A 20,534-nucleotide genomic window follows, 5' to 3' on the forward strand; every position below is an offset into this window, starting at 1 on the left:
GATGTCCTTAACGTGTGCCGACCATGCCGCGCACCGAGGCGTTCAGCCTGGCCGGGTCGTAGCCGACGCCGTCCTTGAACACGATCTCGACGTTCTCGACGTCGTTGATGCGGCGGCTCGGGTCGCCGTTCACGACGACCAGGTCGGCGTTCTTGCCCGCTTCCACGGTGCCGATTTTATCCAGGCGGCCCAGGTAGCGCGCACCGTTGGCGGTGCCGATCCGGATCGCTTGCAGCGGCGTGAAGCCGGCTTCGACCAGCAGTTCCAGTTCGCGCTGGTCGCCGAAGCCCGGCAGCACGCCGCCGTTGCCGGTCGGGTCGGGGCCGGCCAGCAGCAGCCCGCCGGCTTTCACGAAGGCGCTCTCGAACGCCATTTCCTTCTTGAGCGAGGCTTCCAGCTGGGCCGCGCGCGCCGGCGAGGTGGCGGCGGCGACGCGTGCGGCGAGGTGGCTGCGCAGCGACTCGGCCGACATCATCGCCTGCTGTTTGCGCGACAGCACCGGGCGCGTCGCCACGAACGATTCGAACACCGGCAGCGTCGACGTGATCGCCACCTTGCGCTCGACCAGCTCGTGGATCAGCGACTGCACCTGCGGGCTGTCGATGGTCAGCTTGTCCCACGACGCCGCGATCTGCGAGCCCGACGGGCACACGTCCTTCTTGCGCTCGGCGACGTATTCGGAGTCGGTGAAGATCGGGCCGTGCTCGAGGTTGTCGATGCCCAGGCGCGCCGCGGTGCGGTAGTCGACGGAACAGAGGTGGCCGGTCAGCTTGGCGCCGTGCTTGTGCGCTTCCTGGATGGCGGCGCCGAGCACGTCCGCCGGGATGTTCATATAGGCCTTGAACGAGGTCGCGCCTTCGTGCGACCAGAAGTCGACCGTGCGCCGCACTTCGGCCGCCTCGTCGATCGCCGTCATCTGCGGGAAGGCGCTGCCTTTGCCTTCGAGGTAGGGGCCGGTGACGTCGATGTGCGGGCCGGGGATGACGCCGTCGTCGATCTTGCGGCGGATGTTCAGGTCGGTGTAGGGCTCGACGCTGCCGGTGGTGCGCATCGTCGTCACGCCGGCGGCCAGGTACATGCGCGGCGCCGAGAACGCGATCTCGGTGACGAAAAAGCCCGGCGGCGGCAGCTTGTCGTCGTCGTCGAGGTTCAGCGAGGCCGTGTACATCAGGTGGTTGTGCATGCCGACCAGGCCGGGCATCACGGTGCGTCCCGGCAGGTTCATGACGCGCGCGCCCGCGGGCGCGGCCTGGCCGTCGTCGAGGATCGCTTCGATGCGCCCGCCGCGCAGCACCACGGTGCGGTTTTCCTGGACCGGCGCGCCGGTGCCGTCGATCACGCGCACGCCGGTCAAGGCCACCAGCGGCTGGTCGACGGTAACGAACTTGCGCACTTCGGCCGAAGGCGCGCGCGCAGGCGTGGGCGCGCCCGCCTGCGCGCGCGCGAGGGCGGCGCTCAGCGCAGCCGCGCTCAGCGCAGCTGCGAGAAGGGTCAGGGTGAGTTGTCGCCGCATTGTCATGGGTCTCCTAAGTTGATGTTGCATGCTAGCATGACGCATGTCCATCCTGCTCGTCCCCGGCTTCATGGCCGATGAAACCCTCTGGAACGACCTGCTGCCGCGCCTCGCGCCGTTCGGCCCGGTCGTGCATGCCGACCTGCGCCACGACGCGACCATCGAGGCGATGGCGCGGCGCGCGCTTGAATCCGCCCCCGAGACCTTCCTGCTGGTGGGCTTTTCGATGGGCGGCTACGTCGCGCGCGAGATCGCCCGCCTGGCGCCCGCACGCGTGCGCGCGCTGGTCCTGATCGCGACCTCGACCCGGCCCGACACGCCGTCACTGCAAAAGAAAAAAGGCGCGATCGGCCGCGCCGATGCGTCGATCGCCTTCAGCGGCTTGAGCCGCACCGCGGTGGCCAGTTCGCTGCATCCGAAGGACCGCAACAACGACGCCCTGATCGAGCGCGTGCGTGCGATGGGCACGCGCCTGGGCGGCGAAGTGTTCCGGCGCCAGTCGATGCTCGAGCGTCCCGGCGACCTCGATCGGCTGAACGAGATCCGCTGTCCGACGCTGGTGATCGCCGCCGATCACGACCAGCTGCGCAGCATGGAGGAAGCGCAGGAGATGCAGGCCGGGATCGCGGGCGCGGCGTTTGCCGTGATCGCGGACAGCGGGCACATGATTCCGATCGAGGCGCCGCAGCGGCTGGGCGACGTGGTCGTGCCGTGGCTGGCGCGGCATGCCGGCTGAGTATCGCTGTCGCCCCAGCGTGCGCGGGGGGCGACATTTAAGCTAGCGATAGATCAGAGCGCGCGGTTGTGCAAACGCTGGATCGCTTCCGCCACGCCCTGGCCGTAGGCCGGATCGGCCTTCAGGAAGTGCCCGATCTGGCGGTCTTGCGTGGCCGCATCGGTCTGGCCCAGCGCGCCGGCGATGTTATCGATCAGGTTGCGCTTGCCTTCCTCGGTCAAGAGGCGGAACAGGTTGCCGGCCTGGGTGAAATGGTCGTCGGTGGCGCGGGTGTCGTAACGGCCCGCGACGCCTTCGACCTGCCAGCCCGCATCGCCGTGGCCGAAACCGCCGGCCGCCGGCATGGCGCGCACCGGGTCGTAGTTCCGCGCCGCGCCGCCGTTGGCGATCGCCATGCCGCCGTCGCGCTGCTGGTTGTGGAACGGGCAGCGCGGACGGTTCACCGGCAAGTGCTGGTGGTTGGTGCCGACGCGGTACAGCTGGGCGTCGTGGTAGGCGAACAGGCGCGCCTGCAGCATCTTGTCCGGGCTGTAGCCCAGGCCCGGCACCACGTTCGACGGCGACAGCGCGGCCTGCTCGACATCCTGGTGGTAGTTGTCCGGATTGCGGTTCAGTTCCAGGATGCCGACCGGGATGCGCGGGAACTCGCCCTGCGGCCACACCTTGGTCAGGTCGAACGCGTCCCAGCCGGTTTTCGCTTCCCAGCGCGCGCGCGTGTCGTCGTCCATGACCTGGATCTCGACGCTCCAGCGCGGAAAATCACCCTTGGCGATCGCGTTGAACAAATCGCGCTGCGCGTAGTCCGGGTCGGCGCCGGCCAGGCGCACCGCTTCCGCGGCCGACAGGTTCTTGATGCCCTGCAGGGTCTTGAAGTGCCATTTCACCCAGACGCGTTGGCCGTCTTCGTTGATCAGGCTGTAGGTGTGGCTGCCGAAGCCGTCCATGTGGCGGTAGCCGTCCGGGGTGCCGCGGTCCGAGAACAGGATCGTGACCTGGTGCAGGCTTTCCGGGGCCTGGCTCCAGAAGTCCCACATCATCTGCGCCGATTTCAGGTTGGTCTGCGGATCGCGCTTCTGGGTGTGGATGAAGTCCGGGAACTTGATGCCATCCTTGAGGAAGAAGGTCGGGGTGTTGTTGCCGACCAGGTCCCAGTTGCCGTCTTCGGTGTAGAAGCGCAGCGCGAAGCCGCGCGGGTCGCGTTCGGTGTCGGCCGAACCCTTTTCGCCGCCGACGGTCGAAAAACGCAGGAAGGTCTCGGTCTGCTTGCCGACTCCGTTGAACAGCCTGGCCTTGGTGTATTGGCTGATGTCATGCGTGACAGTAAAGGTGCCGAACGCGCCCGAACCCTTGGCGTGCACCACGCGCTCGGGGATGCGCTCGCGGTTGAAGTGCTGCAGTTTTTCGATCAGGTGGAAGTCCTGCAGCAGCACCGGGCCGCGCGGGCCGGCGGTGATCGAGTTCTGGTTGTCGGCGACGGGGATGCCGGAAGCGGTGGTCAGGTCGGTCATGGCTGTTCTTTCAAGGCTGAGGTTGTTTGCTATCGAACTCAATAAATCGATAGCTGTGATTTATTCATGGCCATGATAGGTCAGCCATACTATTTGGGCAAACTATCTGTTTATATGGATTCCATTAAAAAATTTAATGGATGTGTTGACACCAATCGATGATCGATATTGCCCATAATCATCAAATATTATCGAATCGAAAGCCTGGTCGAGCCATGAACGCGCCTGCATCCCACCTCCATGCCCTGAAATTGTCGGAACTGATCGGTTCCTTCAGCTATGCGCTCGACATCACCGAGGGCCAGCCGCCGGGCCATTGCCTGCGCTGCTGCTGGATCGGCATGCATATCGGGCGCCAGGCCGGCTTGAGCGAGACGCAGCTGTGGGAGCTGTACTACACGCTGCTGCTCAAGGACCTGGGCTGCAGCAGCAATGCGGCGCGCATCTGCGAGCTGTACCTGACCGACGACCTGAATTTCAAGAGCGACTGGATGCTGGTCGGCGACAGCCTGCCGCAGGTGCTCGGCTTCGTGCTCAAGCACACCGGGCTGAAGGCCGGCCTGGCCGAGCGCTTCCGCAAGGTGATGACGATCCTGCGCGAAGGCCCGACCTATGCGCAGGAACTGGTGGCCACGCGCTGCCAGCGCGGCGCCGAGATCGCGCGCCTGCTGCGCTTCCCGCAGGGCGTGGCCGACGGCATCTACTCGCTCGACGAGCATTTCAACGGCGGCGGCAAGCCGGCGCAGCTGGCGGGCGAGGCCATCCCGATCTATTCGCGCATCGCGCTGATGGCGCAAGTGATCGACGTGTTCCACACCGCGAGCGGGCGCGCGGCCGCGCTCAAGGAAGTGCGCACGCGCGCCGGCCAGTGGTTCGACCCGCGCCTGGTCGAGGCGTTCGAGGCGGTCGCCCCGAGCGACGCCTTCTGGACCGTGCTGGCCGGCGACCAGGTCGAGCGCGCGGTGGCCGATCTGCAGCCTGCCGGCCATGGCCAGGAATCGCCGCTGGACGATGACTACCTGGACGACATCGCCGCCGCCTTCGGCCAGGTGGTCGATGCGAAAAGCCCGTACACCAGCGGCCACAGCGCGCGCGTGGCGCTGTACACCGACATGATCGGCGAGTCGCTCGGCTTGTCCGAGCCGCGCCGGCGCTGGCTCAAGCGCGGCGCGCTGCTGCACGACGTCGGCAAGCTGGGCGTCTCGAACAGCGTGCTCGACAAGGCCGGCGCGCTCGACCGCGATGAATGGGACGCGGTCAAGCAGCATGCCGCCTTCACCGAGACCATCCTGGGCCGCATCGGCGCCTTCCGCGAGCTGGCGGCGATCGCCGGCGCCCACCACGAGCGCCTGGACGGTACCGGCTATCCGCGCGGCCTGAGCGCGGACGACATCCGCATCGAAACGCGCATCATCACCACCGCCGACATCTTCGACGCCATCACGGCGGCGCGCCCATACCGCGGCGCGATCCCGATTCCGCAAGCCCTGGAGATGATGGGCAAGACGGTCGGCAGCGCGCTCGATCCGGATTGCTACGCGGCGCTGGTGCGCGCGGTGGAGCAGGTGCCGTTCCCGCAGGCGGCTTGAGCGCTGCGCTCGGCCCGGAACGCCGCCCGGCTAGATCGTCTGGCCGCCGGACACCTCGATGCGCTGGCCGGTGACCCAGCGGTTGTCCGGGCGCAGCAGGCTGGCGACCATCGGTCCGATATCGTCGGGCAGGCCGACCCGGCCGAGCGCCGTCATCGCCGCGAACTGCCGGTTCAGGTCGGGCAGGTCGCGCACCGCGCCGCCGAGGAAATCGGTTTCGATGGCGCCCGGCGCGATCACGTTGGCGGTGATGCCGCGGCTGCCGAATTCCTTGGCCATGTACAGCGTCAGCGTTTCGACCGCGCCCTTGGCCGCGGCATAGGCCGCGAAGCCCGCGAACGAGATGCGGGTCAGGCCGGACGAGACGTTGACGATGCGCCCGCCATCGGCGAGAAGCGGCGCCAGCGCCCGGGTCAGGAAGAACACGCCTTTGACGTGGGTGTCGAACAGGCTGTCGAACTGGGCTTCGGTGGTCTCGAGGATGCTCGCCATCTCGCCCTGGCCGGCATTGTTGACCAGGTGGTCGAAGCCGTCGCGTTGCCAGGTGTCGGCCAGCGCGGCTTTCAACGCGCCGGCGAAGGCGCCGAACGAGGCGATGTCGGTGAGGTCGAGCCGCAGGGCGAGCGCCTTGCGGCCCAGTTGCGCGATCTCGGCGGCCACGGCCTGCGCCTGGTCGGCGCCGCCGCGGTAGGTCAGGATCACGTCGCCGCCCTGGCGCGCGATGGCCAGCGCCATATTGCGGCCGAGGCCGCGGCTGGCGCCGGTGACGAGGGAAACGGTAGTCATTGCAGGATTCCTTGCAGAGGGTGGAGAAGGGCTCCACTATCGTGCCGTTCGAGCGTTCGAAGTTGCCCGATCCGGCCGATTGCTTGCCCGATCGTCCAGGCGCCGTTGCGCCGGCGCGCAGCCGGCGCTAAGCTCGCGCCATGACCATTTCACTGCTCGATGCCGTGCGCCGCCATGCGGACGTCCACGCCGATACCCAGGGCGTCGCCGCCACGCCCATCGCCGGGCTGGCGATCCTGCGCGAGACCTGTCCGTCGCCATTGCGCGTGGCCGTCTCGAAGCCGCTGGTGGCCCTGGTGCTGCAAGGCGCCAAGCGCGTGGCGATGGGCGCCCATACCTTCGATTTCGGCGCCGGCGACTCGCTGCTGATCGCGGCCGACGTGCCGACCGTCAGCCAGGTCACCGCCGCTTCGCCGGCGCAGCCTTATTATTCGTTCGTGATCGAACTCGATCCGGCCGTGATCGCGGCGCTGGTGGCGGAAATGGGGCCGGCCCCCGCTTTGCTGCGGGCCGAGCTGGCGGTGCGCGTCGATCCGACCGAGGCCGAAGTCGCGGACTGCGCACTGCGCCTGCTGCGCTTGCTCGATCGTCCAGACGCGTTGTCGCTGTTGGCGCAGCCGCTGGTGCGCGAACTGCACTACTGGCTGCTGGCCGGACGCCACGGCGCGGCGATCCGGGCGCTGGGCGCGGCCGGCAGCCACGCGCAGCGCATCGGACGGGCGGTGGCGCTGATCCGCGCCGGATTCGCCGGGCCGCTGCGGGTCGAACAGCTGGCCGAGGCTGCCGGCATGAGCGTGTCGAGTTTCCACGTCCATTTTCGCGGCGTGACCTCGTTGTCGCCGCTGCAGTTCCAGAAGCAGCTGCGTCTGATCGAGGCGCGCCGGACCATGCTGGCCGACGGCGCGCCGATCGCCAATGCCGCGTTCGCGGTCGGCTACGAGAGCGTTTCGCAGTTCACGCGCGAGTACGGGCGCATGTTCGGCCGTCCTCCCGCGCGCGACGTGCGTGATGCGCGCGCCCGCCCGCGTGCGGCCTAGTCGAGCCGTCCCGTCACCCCGCCAGGACCGGCGGCGCCAACACTCGATCGGCCAGGCGACGCGTGGCGCCGCGCAGCCGACGGCCAGCGTGCGCCTGGCGCCGCACTTCGTCGTCGACATGCCGGTGGCCCGGATCGTCAATCCGATCACTCACGCCAACTGGGAAGGCAAGGGCGTGCAGCCCGACGTGGTGGTGCCCTCGCGCGCCGCGCTGGAGGTCGCGACCGTCGTCATCCTGAAGCGGATGCTGGCGATCGAGACCGGCCCGGCGCGCCGTGCACGCATCGCGCAATGGCTGCGCGACGAGCAGTAAGGCGTTTTGCGCCGGGAAAAAGAAAAGGCGCCGACCCACGAGCGGGCGGCGCCTTCGTTCATGCGCACCGGACGGCGCCGGTGCGTGTTGGAGCTTAGACCAGGTGCACGTTCACTTCGATGTTGCCGCGGGTCGCGTTCGAGTACGGGCAGACGATGTGGGCGGCGTCGATCAGGTCCTGCGCCACGGCGCGGTCCAGGCCCGGCAGGTTGACTGCCAGCTCGACGGCCAGGGCGAAGCCGGTCGGCACCGGGCCGAGCGAGACGCTGGCGTCGACCGAGGTCTCGGCCGGGACGGTGACTTTCTTCTGGCCGGCGACGAACTTGATGGCGCCGATGAAGCAAGCCGAGTAACCGGCGGCGAACAGCTGTTCCGGGTTGGTCGCGCCGCCTTTGCCGCCCAGTTCCTTCGGCGGCATCAGGGCCACGTCCAGCAGGCCGTCGTCGGTGGTGGCGCGGCCTTCGCGGCCACCGGTGGTGTGTGCTTTGGCGGTGTACAGGACTTTGTCGAGCTTGGTGGTCATGGCGATACCCTTTCTTTTTACGGTTATTGAGAGTGACTGATCAACGTTTCGATTCGGCCAGGCGGTCGCGCAGTTGTGCGATCTCCCTGGCCAGTACGGCTATCTGTTCGACTTCGCAGCCGGTGCTGTCCAGGATGCAGCCCGGGATGGCGGCGGCGTCCTGCCTGAGTGCGCGGCCTTGCTCGGTCAGACGGATCACGACGCGGCGTTCGTCGTCGGGATCGCGGGTCCGGCTGAGCAGGCCTTGCGCTTCGAGGCGCTTGAGGAGCGGCGTCAGCGTACCGGAGTCGAGGAAAAGCCGTTCTCCGATGGCCGAGACGGTCAAGCCGTCGCGCTCCCACAGCACCAGCAGCACCAGATACTGCGGGTAGGTCACGTTCAACGCATCCAGGTGCGGCTTGTACACCTTGGTCATCGCCAGCGATGCCGAATGCAGGGCAAAGCACAGCTGATTGTCCAGGAGCAGAGCGTCGGTTGCAGTGTTCGTTTCCATGGGTTGAACTATAGCGCTCAATTAAATTGCGCGCAATTTATTATTTTTGATGATGGCGATAGCCGGAATGCATGGCTGTTACCAGGCGTCAGCGTGGACGGGCGAACACCTGGGTCCAGTAGGCCGTGTGGTTCTCGTTGCCCGGATTGATGGCGTAGGCCGTGCCCGTCTCGGTAAAGGTCGGGTTCATGATGTTGGCGCAGTGGCCCGGGCTGTCGAGCCAGGACTGGACCGCTTCCGCCGCCGTGCGCTGGCCGGAGGCGATGTTTTCGCCGACCCGCGACCAGCCGTAGCCGGTGCGCGTCACGCGCGAGGCCGGCGTGCTGCCGTCGTGTTCGACGTGGCTGAAGTAGTGGTGCGTGGCCAGCTCCGTGCTGTGGCCGAGCGCGGCTTCGGCCAGCGTGTCGTTCCAGCGCAGCGGGCCGGCGGCGGAAAAAGCTTGCGTGCCGCAAGTGCGAGGCTGGGCGCGCGCGGCGTTGACCAGGGCCAGGATCTCCTCGCCGGTCTGCTGCTGGCCGGGCAGCACGGGGATGTCGAAGCGGTGCGCCAGCACGACCTGCCACTCGTTGCCATGGCGCGCGGTGCCGACCGCCGAGAACTCGCTGCTCAGCAACCGGCCGCAGTATTTTTCGCGCAGGATCTGCATCGCCGATGGCGCGTCCGGCGGACCGGTGACGAAGATCGCTTCGGCGTGGTCGGTCGAATAGCCGGCGCGCTTGAGCGCTGATTCCAGGAAAGTGCCAGGACCGATGCGGATGCCTGCCAGCGCCGGCTCGGGCGCCAGCGGCGCGGCGGCGTCCGCGGCTTGACCGGCGCAGCTGGAAGGCACGGCGCGGTAGGCGTTGATCAGGTTGGCCAGCTCGTCCGCGCGCGCGTGCGCGGGGGCGCCGAGCGCGAGCGCGCCTGCGCACGCGAGGGCGGCGCGAAGCGGCAGGCGCGCGCCAGACGGGAAGGGGGAAGCGAAAACGGACATGAAGAAAATTGGTGATCTGCGGAGATAGGCACGATCGTGCCCGTCATCGATATGGGGACGGAGGCGCCGAATTCCAGTCGGACGTAACGAACCGGACGCCAGGATCTTCCGTGATAAAACAAAGGCCGGAAACCCATGCAATCATCAAGGAGCTCACCATGTTAAAAATTGCAAATGTCGATGACGCGCGCATCGACAAAGTCGGCGCGCTGACCGCGCACGTCGTTGAACAGGCGCTCGCCTCCGGCCTGACCTGGGACGAAGCGATCGTCGCCTTCGGTGTCGCCGCCAGGGCCATCGCGGCGCGGGCGGCCGACCAGGGCGTCGGGACGATGGACCAATGCGCGGCCTTGGCCGAGCGACGCCTCAAGTCCGGGTTGGACCAGGGCTCGGAGGTGTTGCGCGCCTGGCTGCGCTGAATACGCTGCCGGCGCGCGTACTGACTTTCATAGCACCGTGACGCCACGCGCGCGGTAGACATCCAGCCGACGACGTGGGCGGCCGAGCGCAGCATCGCGCGCTTGACGGCCGCTTCTTCGGCGTCGGCGACGGTGAGGCCCGCCTCCGGATGCAGACCGTAGGCGCCCAGGAAGCAGACGTCGATATTATGCAAGAACTCCATGACTGGACTGATAACCATGACGACCGCATTCAAAGCCGTATTGTTCGACCTGGACGGCACGCTCGCGAACACGCTGCCGCTGTGCATTGCCGCGTTTCGCAGCGCCATCGAACCCGCCACCGGCGTCGCGCTCAGCGATGCGGATATCGTCGGCACGTTCGGCCCATCCGAAGAGGGCACGATCCGCGCACTCGCCCCAGGCCATTACGATGAGTGCGTGGCGGCCTATCTCGCACATTACGAACGGCTGCACCCGGATTGGCCCGACCTTTTCGCCGGCATGCGCAACCTGCTGGACGACTTGCGCGCGCGCGGCGTGCGCCTGAGCCTCGTCACCGGCAAGGCCGCTGCGAGCACGCAACTCTCGCTGCGCCAGTTCGGCCTGGCCGATTATTTCGAACTGATCGAGACCGGTTCGCCGGATGGCCCGCGCAAGCCGGAGGCGCTGCGCAGTATCCTGGCGGCCTGGCAGCTGGCGCCGGCGGAAGCCGTCTACATCGGCGATGCGCCGAGCGACGTGACGGCGGCGCACGGTGTCGGCATGCCGGTGGTCGGTGCGGGTTGGGCCGATACCACCGACGGCGCCGCGCTGGCGGCGATGGCGCCGGATCACTTCGCTGCCTCGGTCGACGCGCTGCGCGACTGGCTGCTGCCGCGCCTTGCCGCACCTGACAGCAGCGCGTGGCTGCGCATCGCCCAGCGCGTGCAGGCGCTGGCGCAGACGGGACTGGGCTTCAACCCGGCGCCGTACGACGCCGAGCGCTACCAGGAATTGCTGCAGCTGGGCCAGCGCATGCTGCACCATCTGACCGGCGTGCCGCTGCCGGTACTCGAACGGGAGGCGGCAACCCATAGCGGCTACGCCACGCCCAAGGTCGACATCCGCGCCGTGCTGTTTCGCGGCGTCGATGCGGTCCTGATGGTGCGCGAGAAAGCCGACGCTGGCCGCTGGACGCTGCCGGGCGGCTGGGCCGATGTCGGCTATTCGCCGTTCGAAGTCGCCGTCAAGGAAGTGCGCGAGGAAACCGGCCTGCAGGTCGAGGCCATGCGCCTGCTGGCGCTGTGGGACACGCGCAAGCACGGGCATCCCCAGCAGACTTGGGCCATCTACAAGGCCTTCATCGCCTGCCGCGTGATCGGCGGCAGCCTGCTGGCCGAAACGCCCGAGACGACGGAAGCGCGCTGGGTCACGCGTGCCGAACTGCCGGGTCTGGCGCTGTCGACCGGCCGGGTCACGCTGGCGCAACTGGAGCGCCTGTTCACATATGCGCACCAGCCGGACCTGCCGGCCGCATGCGACTAGGCGAGGTCGCCGATGCTTGGCAACCAGCAAACTTTCGCTTAGCATCGCAGGCTGAACTCATCCTGGAGACCCCCATGAAGCGTACCCTGTGCAGCGCCCTGATCGCGGGCCTGTTCGCCGCCAATTTCGCCATCGCCGGCGCCGACAACCCATCCAGCGCAGCGGGCGACGCCATCCAGTCGCAGGCGGCCAATCGCGCCGGCGTCGACCTGTCCTCGCTCGATGCGAAAGTGCGTCCGCAGGACGACTTCTTCCGCTACTCGCAGGGCAAGTGGCTGCAGGACGTCGAGATCCCGGCCGACCGCTCGAGCTGGGGCGCCTTCAACGTGGCCCAGGAAAACGTCGAGAACCAGATCCGCACGCTGATCGAAGCGGCGTCGCAGGACAAGGCTGCCCGTGCCGGCTCGGACGCGCAGAAGATGGGCGACTACTACGCCAGCTACATGGACGAGGCGCGCCGCAACGCGCTCGGCCTGACGCCATTGAAAGGCGAGCTGGCGCGCGTCGCCGCGCTGAAGGACAAGAAGGGCATCGCGGCGCTGGCGGCGCACTTCAACCGCATCGGCGCCGGGGCGCCGGTCGACATGGGCGTCCACCAGGACAACAAGGATTCGACCCGCTACATCGTCGATATCGGCCAGTCAGGCCTGGGCATGCCGAACCGCGACTTTTACCTGCAGGACGACGCCAAGCTGAAGGACACGCGCGAAAAATACCAGGCCCACGTCGAGACGATGCTGAACCTGGCCGGCCACGCGCACGCGCGCGAGGAAGCCGCCCGGATCGTCGCGCTGGAAACCGCGATCGCCAAGGCGCAGTGGAGCGCGGTCGAGAACCGCGATCCGGTCAAGGCCTACAACAAGCTGTCCATCGCCCAGCTCAAGGCGCTGGCGCCGGGTTTTGATTTCGCCGGCTACCTGAAGGGTGTGGGCGTGGCCGGCAAGGTCGATTCGGTGATCGTCAGCCAGCCGTCGTACATCCAGGGCCTCGACAAGATCATCGCCGACACCCCGGTCGAGACCTGGAAAGCCTACTTCGACTTCCGCCTGCTGAGCAGCTACGCGCCCTACCTGTCGCAGCCCTTCGTGGACGAGAGCTTCGCCTTCCGCGGCAAGGTGCTGACCGGCGCGACGGTGAATCGTCCGCTGCAGAAGCGCGCGATCGCCCAGATCAACCGCGACCTGGGCGAAGTGGTCGGCAAGGTCTACGTGCAAAACTACTTCCCGGCGGAGCGCAAGCAGCAGGTGCAGGAGATGGTCCACAACTTCCTGCTGGCCTACAAGGAGCGCATCGACACCCTCGACTGGATGAGCGAGGCCACCAAGAAGCAGGCGCAAGTCAAGCTGTCGAAGATCGCGGTGAAGGTTGGCTATCCGGACAAGTGGCGCGATTATTCGTCGCTGAGCGTGAAACGCGACGACCTGGTCGGCAACGTCACGCGCGCGCGCGAGTTCGCCCATCAGTACGAGATCAACAAGCTGGGCAAGCCGGTCGACCGCAGCGAATGGGGCATGACGCCGCAGACCGTCAACGCCTACTACAACCCGGAGCTGAACGAAGTCGTGTTCCCGGCCGCGCGCCTGCAAAGCCCGCTGTACGACGCCGGCGCCGAACCGGCGATCAACTATGGCGCGGTCGGCATCTCGATCGGCCACGAGATCAGCCACGCGTTCGACGACCAGGGCGCGCAGTACGACGGCGACGGCAACCTGCGCAACTGGTGGACGAAGGAAGACGGCGAAAAATTTGCCGCCAAGGGCAAGATGCTGGTCGCGCAGTACGACAGCTACAGCCCGGTGGCGGGCTTCCACCTGAACGGCGAGCTGACGCTGGGCGAGAACATCGCCGACAACGCCGGCGCCGTGATGGCCAGCCGCGCCTACCAGATTTCCTTGCACGGCAAGCCGGCCCCGGTCATCGACGGCTACACGGCCGACCAGCGCATCTTCATGGGCATGGCCCAGGCGCGCCGCGGCAAGGCGCGCGACGCCGCGCTGATCGCGCAGGTCAAGTCGGACCCGCATTCGCCGTCCGAATTCCGCGTCAACGGCAGCCTGCGCAACCACCCGGACTTCTACAAGGCGTATGACGTCAAGCCGGGTGACAAGATGTACCTGGCGCCGCAGGGCCGCGTGGTGTTCTGGTAAGCGCGGCTGGCCCGCGCCAGCGCCGGACGCCAGCCACGCGGCTGGCGTTTTTTTTCGCCTGGGCGTTTGCCTGCCGGCGTCATCGCCGGGTCACATTCGGGCGCTACAGTCGTCGGCGATATCGTTGACGACAGGACGGGGGCCATGTACGAGTATCGATCGATGGGAAGCGCAGCGCACGCCGTGGGCGCCGGGAAGTGGGCGCCGTGAGGGACGGCGGCGCCGACATCGGCATGGCCGGCAAGCGCATCCTGCTGCTCAGCGTCCCTGCCGGCGCCGGGCACGTGCGCGTGGCCGACGCGATCCAGGCCTGCGCCAGCATCGATCCCTGCGTGGCCGGCGCAGTGCACCTGGATGCGATGGCGTTCGCCGCGCCGCGCCTGCGCAAGGTCTACACCAATCACTACATCGCCCTGGTCAGGCACGCGCCGCAGCTGTGGAGCCGGCTGTACCGGATGAGCAACGAGGCCGCGCCCGAGGGCTGGATCAACCGCCTGCGCCGGCGCGTCGAGCGGCGCGCGTGCCGCCGCCTGGTCGAGCACGTCACCGCGCTGGCGCCCGACGCCATCGTCTGCACCCATTTCCAGCCGGCCGAGATCCTGGCGCGCCAGGTCGCAGCCGGCGCCTTGCGCTGTCCGCTCTGGGTGCAGGTGACCGACTTTGACCTGCACCGCATGTGGGTCCATCCGCACGTCGCCGGCTACTTCGCGCCCAACGAGGAGGTCGCGTTCCGCATGCGCCAGGCCGGCATCGCGCAGGACCGCATCCACGTCACCGGCATCCCGGTGATGCCCGGCTTCGCGCGCACCCACGAGAGCGGCATGTGCGCGCGTGCGCTGGGCCTGGATCCGGCCAGGCCGATCTTCCTGCTGATGGGCGGCGGCGCCGGCCTGGGCGGCCTGAGCGCCGTGGCGCGGCGCCTGCTCGAGATCCCCGCCGACTTCCAGCTGATCGCCCTGGCCGGCCGCAACGCCGCCGAGCTGGCCGCGCTGCACGTGCTGGCGGCGCAGTATCCGGGCCGGCTGGCGCCGCAGGGCTACACCGACCAGGTCGAGCGCCTGATGGCCTGCGCCGACCTGGCCATTACCAAGCCGGGCGGCTCGACCAGCGCCGAGTGCCTGGCGATGGGCTTGCCGATGATCGTCAATTCGCCAATCCCGGGCCAGGAAGACAGCAATGCCAACTTCCTGCTCGAGCAGGGCGCGGCGCTCAAGGCGACCGACCTGGCGGCCCTCGAGTACCGCGTGCGCTATCTGCTGGCGCATCCCGCCGCGCTGGCGCAGATGCGCGAGCGGGCGCGCGCGCTGGGGCGGCCGCAGGCGGCGCGGCAGGTGCTCGGCGCCGTGCTCGGGCAGCTGGCGAGCGAGCATGCCGGTGTTTGAGCTGTCGCGCGCAGGCCAGTTCGGCGCTACCTTCGCCGCGGTGCTGCTGGCCGCCTACTTCTTCGCGCGGGTCGAGGTCGAGATCGAAGGCGATGCCGGCTGGGCCGCCAACCTGCCGACCTGGCGCATCGAACAGCACGTCCTGCTCGACCTGTTCTGGGGCGGGCGCGCCATGACCGGCTACCACGCCTGGATGTTTTCCTTCATCGCGATCTTCTTCCACTTCCCGCTGTGCTTCATGGGGCGCTGGTCGGCGCCGCTGGAGGCCCAGGTGCTGGCGTCGATCATGCTGTTCTGGATCGTCGAGGATTTCCTGTGGTTCGTGGTGAACCCGAGCTTCGGCTGGCGCCGCTTCAAGCCGGCGCACGTGCCCTGGCACCGGCGCTGGCTGGCCGGGGCGCCGGTCGACTACTGGATGTTCGGCGCCGCCAGCGCGCTGCTGTTCTGGTATGCCTTCTGAGCGCGCAAATCGAGCGCATGGCGCACGCGCCGGCTCAACTCGTCCGGCGTGCGCGCGATCAGTTCCGGCGGCACCTCGAACTTGAGCGTCAGCCGGTCGTGGTCTTCGAAGCCGTAGGACACGATGAACGGGTGCATGCCGCTGCCGACCGCCGCCGCGAAATCCTTGTGCTCGTCGCCGCAGACGTAGGCGCGCGCCGGATTGATGCCGAAGCGTTCGCGGATCGCGCGGAAATGCTGGGTCTTGCGTTCGCTTAAGGGGATGTGGACGAAGAAGTCCAGCGCGTCGATGTCGATGCCGTGGCGCGCGAACAGCTGGCGCAGCGTCTCCAGCGGCTCGTGGGTGATGTTGCGCGTGACCATCCCGACCACGATGTCGGGCGCGGCGATCAATTCGCGGATCAGGTCGGGAATGCCGGCGTACAGGCTGGCTTCCTGACGGTAGACCTGGGTCAGGCTGTCGACCAATTTGGCGCGGCTGTTCTTGCGCAGGTTCTTCTTGATGATGGCCGGGAATTCCTTCAAGCCGCCCAGGTACTTGAACAGTTGGTGGCGTTTCTGGAAGCGGGTTTCGTCGCCGATGACCAGGCCGTGCCGCAGGAAGGCGGCTTCGATGGCGGAAAAGGCGTCGATCGTGGTCCCGTCCGCGTCCAGGATCAACAGCCGTTTGTTGCTTGTGTACATGCGCGTAAGCCCCAGGATGCCCAGCCGACCGCCAGGCAACCGTTGTTGCCCAGTTTCCTCATCATACAAACGCAGCTGTGACAGGCGTGTGACAGGCTGGCCGGTTGTTTTTTACGCGCTACTTTCTCGGGTCTCCGTTGCCGGATCTTACTGCGCCAGCTGCTCGGCCGCGACGCGCTGCAGCGCCGCCGCCATGTCCGGCGCAATCCCGATTTCCCTGGCTACGCCTTCGTTCGCGCCCAGCGAACGCGGATCGCGCCCGGTCACCTGGCCGAAGATGGTCAGCGCCTCGAGGTAGTAGCCATGGGCGCTGGCGTGGTAATTGTCCGGCGCCCACAGGTTGACCTTGCCCGCCTCGATGCCGTCGTAGGGGTCCGGATCGGCCAGGCCGGCGGCGATCGCGCGGCTGAACGCCTGGCCGACCGGGATCACGCGCATGTGCCAGGCCTGGCCCGCCTGGTCGTAGCCGGCGCGCAGGTCGAGCGCCATCTGAGTGATCGGCTTGCCATACCAGGCGCCTTTCGGCCGGTAGGTCTGGTCCGGGCGCGACCAGGTCGAATCCAGGCGGATGTCGATCTTCGGGTTCTGCGCGCGCAGGGCCTGGGCCACCAGGCCGGCATACTTGGTCAGCGTGGCCGGGTTGCCCGGCTTGGCGGCATCCAGCGTGCTGTAGCTCTGCAGCACCGCGACGTCGAACGGTTTCGAGATGGTCTTGAGCGCATGGTCGTAATGCCAGTCGAGACCCTTGCCAGGCGAGGTTTCCAGGCTGACCTGGTAGTCCAGCCCGGCTTCTTCGGTGAACGCCTTGAACAGAGCCGGCACCCCGCCGATGCCGCTGCCGTTCAGGTCGGTGACCGTGCCGGGCCGGAAGCGCTCGACCACGGGCGCGGCGCCGGCCGGCTCGCCGAAGGTGAAGCTGTTGCCGATGAAAAGGATCGTGGTCGGCGCGGCCAGCGCCGCCTGTGCGGTCAGGGTTCCCAGGGCGACGAGCAGGGCGGCGACGGTGGGGCGGCGGAACGGACGTGGAATGTGCATGGTGATCTCGGCTCGGTAGTGTCGGGTTGATACCGCATCTTACCGTGACTCGAGCCATGACTTTGCGTGCTGCAAATAATGCACGAGCAGCGCAAAAGTATTTGTACGAATACAATAGCGGGTTGGTCCGCTGCTGTCGAGCGGACGCAGTTACAAAGGAGTGATGCATGCAAATGGTTTTTTCAGCAGGATTCATCTTGCTCGTCGTGCTGTGGGGCGTGCTGGCGCCCGAGAACATGGCGGGCGTCTTCGATACCGTGCTTGCGGCGCTGACCCGCAATTTCGGCTGGCTCTACCTGTGGGTCGTGCTTGGGCTGGTGCTGTTCGCGGCCTTCGTCGCGTTCAGCCGTTACGGCGACCTCAAGCTCGGCGGCGAAGACGAGGAGCCCGAATTTTCGGCCGGCAGCTGGTTCGCGATGCTGTTCGCGGCCGGGATGGGTATCGGCCTGGTGTTCTGGGGCGTGGCCGAACCGGTCTCGCATTACGTGACGGCGCCGCCGGGCATTGCCTCCGGCACGCCGGAAGCCGCCAACGCGGCGATGCGCTACGTGTTCTTCCATTGGGGACTCCACCCGTGGGCGGTGTATGGCGTCGTCGCCCTGGCGATCGCATTCTTCCAATATCGCCGCGGCGGCAATGCGCTGATCAGTACCGCAACCAGCGCCTTGCCATGGCGGCCGGTACAGCGCCTGGCCGGCCTGTTCAACGGCCTGGCGGTGGTGGCCACCGCCTTCGGCGTCGCCGCGTCGCTCGGCATGGGCGCGCTGCAGATCAACAGCGGACTGCGGGCCATGTTCGGCGTCCCGGTCGACCAGGCCTGGCAGGTGGGCATCATCGTGGTCACGACCGCGATCTTCGTGCTGTCGGCGGTGAGCGGTGTCGAAAAAGGCGTCAAGCTGCTGTCGAACTTCAACATGGTGGTGGCGGCGCTGCTGGCGCTCGCCGTGTTCCTGCTCGGGCCGACCGTGGCGATCATCGAGACGTTCACCAATACCCTTGGTAACTACCTGAGCGACATCGTCCGCATGAGCCTGAGGGCGACGCCGTTCCGCGACAGCCACTGGATCGGCAACTGGACCATTTTCTACTGGGCCTGGTGGATTTCATGGTCGCCGTTCGTGGGCCTGTTCATCGCCCGGGTCTCGCGCGGGCGCACGATCCGCGAATTCATCATGGGGACGGTGCTGGCGCCGTCGCTGGCGGCCTTCTCGTGGTTTTCGATTTTCGGCGGCAGCGCGCTGACCATGCAGATCTGGCAGCACGTGCCGATCGCCGCGGCCGTCAAGGACGATGTCGCGACCGCGCTGTTCACGATGTTCGCGGCGATGCCGTTCGGCGCGGCGATGTCGGCCATCGCGACCTTGCTGGTGCTGGTCTTTTTCATCACCTCCGGCGACTCGGCCGTGCTGGTGCTGGGCATGATGAGCACGGGCGGTAATCCGAATCCGCCGGCGCGCATCAAGATCGTCTGGGGAGCACTGGTGGCCGGCATCGCGATCAGCCTGCTGCTGGCCGGTGGCCTGCAGGCGGTCCAAACCGCGACCATCGTGTTTGCGCTGCCGTTCGCGGTGGTGATCGTGCTGATGGTGATCGCCTTGTGGCGCGCCATGCGCGAAGACTGGGTCGAGCAGCAGCAGCGCGAGCGCGAGCTGCGCCGCCGCCTGCGCGCCATGGCCGCGAAATGATCGGCGGCTGCGCATGTCCGGCCCTTGACGTCGTCGGTGCGCGCCAGCCGCTACACTGGCGGTTCGACACCTACCGCAAAGGCAAACATGCGCACCCTCGATTTCAGTTCATGGCATGCGGTCCTGACGACCTTCCTGGGCCTGGCCGTCTTCACGCTGCTCGGCGTCGGCATCCGCGTGCTGATGATGCAGACCGTGCAGCAGCGGCGCGAGCGCATGAACCGCCAGATCAACGAGCGCCTGCGCACGCTGATCGCCGCCTACCGCACGCTGGGCGGTTCCTTCACCGGCGAGCTGACGGTCGATCCCACGCACCTGCGCGCGTTACGCGCGGGCGCGGGCACGGAAAGCACCGCCGCCAGCTTCGACCGTGCGCGCCGCATCCGCGACGCGGTCGAAGCGGCGCTGGCCGACATCCTCCTGCTCGGCACCGAGGAGCACTGCCGCCTGGCCGGCCAGGCGGCCAACGACATGGCGGCCGGCCGCCCTATCCACACGGCCGACCTGGTGATCGCGCTGCGCAGCTTCATCCGCGAGGCGCTCGACCTCGGCCCGGTCCCCGCCGACGTGCCGATTCCGCTGCAGGGGCCGACCCGCACCCAGGGCAGCGGCGGCGGCCGCGGCAAGGGTGAGGGCGGCAGCAAGGCAGAAGGCGGAGGCGGAGGCAACAACATGGACGGCGGCGGCGGCGACGGCCGCGGCATGGCACTCGGCCTGGGCGGCGGGCATCGCGCCGGCGTCCACGATGACCCGGACGCACCGCTGGGGCAGGTATAATCGGCCGCCTTTTTTTCTTCTCTGAGCGATGACGATCGACTGGTTCTCGCCGGCGCAGTGCGTCGGCTATGTGGCATTCGTGCTGGGCGTCGGCGGTTTCCTGCAGCGCGACGACCGCCGCTTCAAACAGTTCATGGCGGCGGAATGTCTGGCCTACATCGTCCACTTCACGCTGCTGGGCAACCCGACCGCCACCGCCAGCTCGGCCGTGTCGATGCTGCGTTCGGTGCTGGCGCTGCGCACGCGCTCGCCGTGGGTGGTGGCTTTCGTGCTCGCACTCAATCTCGGCCTCGGGCTGTCGCTCGCGCACCGCGCCAGCGACTGGCTGCCCTTGACAGCCTCCTGCCTGGGGACGCTGGCCCTGTTTCTGCTGGAGGGCGTGGCGATGCGCGCGCTGATGCTGTGCGGGACCGCGCTGTGGATCGCCAACAACCTGATCGCCGGTTCGATCGGCGGCACCGCGCTCGAAATCGCGATCGGCGCAGTCAATCTGCGCACGACCTGGCTGATGGCGCGTGCCACACGCGCCAGGCCGGCCGGCGCAAGCGCAGACGCCTCACAAGCCGACGACGCGGCGCTCAGTCCGTGACCGCGTGCCAGGCGTTCATGGCCTTGTCGCCGGTCTTGTCGCCGGGTTTCTTATCCTTGACGAAGGTGTACAGCGGCTTGCCGTTGTAGGCCAGCTGCTTGCTGCCGTCCTCGCGCGTGACGACCGAATACGGCGCGGCCGGCTGGGCGGCGTCGGCCTGTACCGGCGGCCAGTTCTCGGCGCAGCGCCCGGTGCAGACGCTCTTGCCGCTGTTGGCGGTGTCCTTGTCGAAGGTGTAGACCGTCATGCCCTTGGCGTCGACCAGCACGCCATCGGATTTTTTCAGGGGGACCGGATCGGCGGCGTGCGCGGACACGCTCGCCAGGGCAAGCACGAGTGCACAAGCCGGGCTGATCGATTTCATGGACGTCTCCTGTCGA

Annotated in this window: 21 protein-coding genes; 12 read left to right on the plus strand and 9 right to left on the minus strand. The window is 67.7% G+C overall.

From position 1 onward, the window contains the following. Window positions 1–7 precede the first annotated feature (7 nt). Window positions 8–1,513, minus strand: a complete 1,506-nt coding sequence (locus tag FA90_RS21815) for an amidohydrolase family protein (protein ID WP_081933983.1) — start codon at window positions 1,511–1,513, stop codon at window positions 8–10. A 43-nt stretch (window positions 1,514–1,556) separates the two neighbouring features. Between FA90_RS21815 and FA90_RS21820 the strand changes: the two genes are divergently transcribed. Further along, window positions 1,557–2,249 (plus strand): alpha/beta fold hydrolase, encoded by a 693-nt coding sequence (locus FA90_RS21820; RefSeq protein WP_036172523.1) that lies wholly within the window; start codon window positions 1,557–1,559, stop codon window positions 2,247–2,249. Between the two features lie 53 nt (window positions 2,250–2,302). Here FA90_RS21820 and FA90_RS21825 read toward each other — a convergent pair whose 3' ends face one another. Then, window positions 2,303–3,757 carry a catalase gene (locus FA90_RS21825; RefSeq protein WP_036172525.1) on the minus strand — a complete coding sequence of 485 codons (1,455 nt, stop codon included), beginning with the start codon at window positions 3,755–3,757 and terminating at the stop codon, window positions 2,303–2,305. Between the two features lie 215 nt (window positions 3,758–3,972). On the opposite strand from FA90_RS21825, the gene FA90_RS21830 reads away from it, so the two are divergent. Beyond that, window positions 3,973–5,346, plus strand: coding sequence for an HD-GYP domain-containing protein (locus tag FA90_RS21830; RefSeq protein ID WP_036172527.1), 1,374 nt, complete (start codon window positions 3,973–3,975; stop codon window positions 5,344–5,346). 30 nt (window positions 5,347–5,376) lie between these two features. On the opposite strand, the gene FA90_RS21835 is transcribed toward FA90_RS21830, so the two are convergent. Then, window positions 5,377–6,132 carry an SDR family NAD(P)-dependent oxidoreductase gene (locus FA90_RS21835; protein ID WP_036172529.1) on the minus strand — a complete coding sequence of 252 codons (756 nt, stop codon included), beginning with the start codon at window positions 6,130–6,132 and terminating at the stop codon, window positions 5,377–5,379. 140 nt (window positions 6,133–6,272) lie between these two features. Between FA90_RS21835 and FA90_RS21840 the strand changes: the two genes are divergently transcribed. Both FA90_RS21840 and FA90_RS21845 read left to right on the plus strand, forming a co-directional pair. Beyond that, window positions 6,273–7,169, plus strand: a complete 897-nt coding sequence (locus FA90_RS21840; RefSeq protein ID WP_036172531.1) for an AraC family transcriptional regulator — start codon at window positions 6,273–6,275, stop codon at window positions 7,167–7,169. Next, window positions 7,159–7,482, plus strand: a complete 324-nt coding sequence (locus tag FA90_RS21845; protein WP_197065338.1) for a S41 family peptidase — start codon at window positions 7,159–7,161, stop codon at window positions 7,480–7,482. Before FA90_RS21840 ends, FA90_RS21845 begins: the two co-directional genes overlap by 11 nt. A 94-nt stretch (window positions 7,483–7,576) precedes the next feature. Here the strand turns inward: FA90_RS21845 and FA90_RS21850 are convergent, their stop codons facing one another. The 3 genes from FA90_RS21850 to FA90_RS27405 form a co-directional block, all read right to left on the minus strand. After that, on the minus strand, window positions 7,577–8,005 hold the full coding sequence (locus tag FA90_RS21850; RefSeq protein ID WP_036172535.1) for an organic hydroperoxide resistance protein: 429 nt from the start codon (window positions 8,003–8,005) through the stop codon (window positions 7,577–7,579). 40 nt (window positions 8,006–8,045) lie between these two features. After that, window positions 8,046–8,498 (minus strand): MarR family winged helix-turn-helix transcriptional regulator, encoded by a 453-nt coding sequence (locus FA90_RS21855; RefSeq protein ID WP_036172537.1) that lies wholly within the window; start codon window positions 8,496–8,498, stop codon window positions 8,046–8,048. An 88-nt stretch (window positions 8,499–8,586) separates the two neighbouring features. Continuing rightward, a complete protein-coding gene (locus tag FA90_RS27405) occupies window positions 8,587–9,471 on the minus strand; it encodes a CAP domain-containing protein (protein WP_081933984.1) in 885 nt (294 codons plus the stop codon). A gap of 110 nt (window positions 9,472–9,581) precedes the next feature. Here FA90_RS27405 and FA90_RS21865 point away from each other — a divergent pair, with 110 nt between their 5' ends. The 5 genes from FA90_RS21865 (at window position 9,582) to FA90_RS21885 (ending at window position 15,385) form a co-directional block, all read left to right on the plus strand. Further along, entirely contained in the window at window positions 9,582–9,890 is a 309-nt protein-coding gene (locus FA90_RS21865; RefSeq protein WP_036172539.1) for a hypothetical protein, read from the plus strand. Between the two features lie 219 nt (window positions 9,891–10,109). Continuing rightward, window positions 10,110–11,396 carry an NUDIX hydrolase N-terminal domain-containing protein gene (locus FA90_RS27025; RefSeq protein ID WP_036172541.1) on the plus strand — a complete coding sequence of 429 codons (1,287 nt, stop codon included), beginning with the start codon at window positions 10,110–10,112 and terminating at the stop codon, window positions 11,394–11,396. Between the two features lie 74 nt (window positions 11,397–11,470). After that, window positions 11,471–13,543 (plus strand): M13 family metallopeptidase, encoded by a 2,073-nt coding sequence (locus tag FA90_RS21875; RefSeq protein WP_036172542.1) that lies wholly within the window; start codon window positions 11,471–11,473, stop codon window positions 13,541–13,543. 197 nt (window positions 13,544–13,740) lie between these two features. Next, window positions 13,741–14,925, plus strand: coding sequence for a glycosyltransferase (locus FA90_RS21880; protein ID WP_307172145.1), 1,185 nt, complete (start codon window positions 13,741–13,743; stop codon window positions 14,923–14,925). Further along, a complete protein-coding gene (locus FA90_RS21885; RefSeq protein WP_051971997.1) occupies window positions 14,912–15,385 on the plus strand; it encodes a hypothetical protein in 474 nt (157 codons plus the stop codon). The genes FA90_RS21880 and FA90_RS21885 overlap by 14 nt, the downstream gene beginning before the upstream one ends. Here the strand turns inward: FA90_RS21885 and FA90_RS21890 are convergent. After that, window positions 15,334–16,068, minus strand: a complete 735-nt coding sequence (locus FA90_RS21890) for an HAD family hydrolase (protein ID WP_036172544.1) — start codon at window positions 16,066–16,068, stop codon at window positions 15,334–15,336. The two genes, FA90_RS21885 and FA90_RS21890, sit on opposite strands and share 52 nt — an antisense overlap. Window positions 16,069–16,215: 147 nt before the next feature. Beyond that, window positions 16,216–17,103, minus strand: a complete 888-nt coding sequence (locus tag FA90_RS21895) for a hypothetical protein (RefSeq protein ID WP_036172546.1) — start codon at window positions 17,101–17,103, stop codon at window positions 16,216–16,218. Between the two features lie 167 nt (window positions 17,104–17,270). On the opposite strand from FA90_RS21895, the gene FA90_RS21900 reads away from it, so the two are divergent. The 3 genes from FA90_RS21900 to FA90_RS21910 all read left to right on the plus strand — a co-directional run bounded on the left by FA90_RS21900 (window position 17,271) and on the right by FA90_RS21910 (window position 20,154). Continuing rightward, entirely contained in the window at window positions 17,271–18,788 is a 1,518-nt protein-coding gene (locus FA90_RS21900) for a BCCT family transporter (protein WP_036172548.1), read from the plus strand. A gap of 87 nt (window positions 18,789–18,875) precedes the next feature. Continuing rightward, complete coding sequence (locus tag FA90_RS21905) at window positions 18,876–19,565, plus strand: hypothetical protein (protein ID WP_036172550.1); 690 nt, start codon at window positions 18,876–18,878, stop codon at window positions 19,563–19,565. A gap of 28 nt (window positions 19,566–19,593) precedes the next feature. Further along, the gene (locus FA90_RS21910) at window positions 19,594–20,154 is read left to right on the plus strand and encodes a YgjV family protein (protein WP_051971998.1); all 561 of its coding nucleotides are present in this window, start codon (window positions 19,594–19,596) and stop codon (window positions 20,152–20,154) included. Here FA90_RS21910 and FA90_RS21915 read toward each other — a convergent pair. Next, the gene (locus FA90_RS21915) at window positions 20,144–20,518 is read right to left on the minus strand and encodes a lipoprotein (protein ID WP_036172552.1); all 375 of its coding nucleotides are present in this window, start codon (window positions 20,516–20,518) and stop codon (window positions 20,144–20,146) included. The two genes, FA90_RS21910 and FA90_RS21915, sit on opposite strands and share 11 nt — an antisense overlap. Window positions 20,519–20,534 lie beyond the last annotated feature (16 nt).

The organism is Massilia sp. 9096 (genome assembly GCF_000745265.1).
GTDB lineage: Bacteria > Pseudomonadota > Gammaproteobacteria > Burkholderiales > Burkholderiaceae_D > Telluria.

Coding starts and splice junctions, on each gene's coding strand:
- FA90_RS21815 (WP_081933983.1), bottom strand. CDS start 1,513: ATGCGGCGACAACTCACCCTGACCCTTCTCGCAGCTGCGCTGAGCGCG.
- FA90_RS21820 (WP_036172523.1), top strand. CDS start 1,557: ATGTCCATCCTGCTCGTCCCCGGCTTCATGGCCGATGAAACCCTCTGG.
- FA90_RS21825 (WP_036172525.1), bottom strand. CDS start 3,757: ATGACCGACCTGACCACCGCTTCCGGCATCCCCGTCGCCGACAACCAG.
- FA90_RS21830 (WP_036172527.1), top strand. CDS start 3,973: ATGAACGCGCCTGCATCCCACCTCCATGCCCTGAAATTGTCGGAACTG.
- FA90_RS21835 (WP_036172529.1), bottom strand. CDS start 6,132: ATGACTACCGTTTCCCTCGTCACCGGCGCCAGCCGCGGCCTCGGCCGC.
- FA90_RS21840 (WP_036172531.1), top strand. CDS start 6,273: ATGACCATTTCACTGCTCGATGCCGTGCGCCGCCATGCGGACGTCCAC.
- FA90_RS21850 (WP_036172535.1), bottom strand. CDS start 8,005: ATGACCACCAAGCTCGACAAAGTCCTGTACACCGCCAAAGCACACACC.
- FA90_RS21855 (WP_036172537.1), bottom strand. CDS start 8,498: ATGGAAACGAACACTGCAACCGACGCTCTGCTCCTGGACAATCAGCTG.
- FA90_RS27405 (WP_081933984.1), bottom strand. CDS start 9,471: ATGTCCGTTTTCGCTTCCCCCTTCCCGTCTGGCGCGCGCCTGCCGCTT.
- FA90_RS27025 (WP_036172541.1), top strand. CDS start 10,110: ATGACGACCGCATTCAAAGCCGTATTGTTCGACCTGGACGGCACGCTC.
- FA90_RS21875 (WP_036172542.1), top strand. CDS start 11,471: ATGAAGCGTACCCTGTGCAGCGCCCTGATCGCGGGCCTGTTCGCCGCC.
- FA90_RS21885 (WP_051971997.1), top strand. CDS start 14,912: ATGCCGGTGTTTGAGCTGTCGCGCGCAGGCCAGTTCGGCGCTACCTTC.
- FA90_RS21890 (WP_036172544.1), bottom strand. CDS start 16,068: ATGTACACAAGCAACAAACGGCTGTTGATCCTGGACGCGGACGGGACC.
- FA90_RS21895 (WP_036172546.1), bottom strand. CDS start 17,103: ATGCACATTCCACGTCCGTTCCGCCGCCCCACCGTCGCCGCCCTGCTC.
- FA90_RS21900 (WP_036172548.1), top strand. CDS start 17,271: ATGCAAATGGTTTTTTCAGCAGGATTCATCTTGCTCGTCGTGCTGTGG.
- FA90_RS21905 (WP_036172550.1), top strand. CDS start 18,876: ATGCGCACCCTCGATTTCAGTTCATGGCATGCGGTCCTGACGACCTTC.
- FA90_RS21910 (WP_051971998.1), top strand. CDS start 19,594: ATGACGATCGACTGGTTCTCGCCGGCGCAGTGCGTCGGCTATGTGGCA.
- FA90_RS21915 (WP_036172552.1), bottom strand. CDS start 20,518: ATGAAATCGATCAGCCCGGCTTGTGCACTCGTGCTTGCCCTGGCGAGC.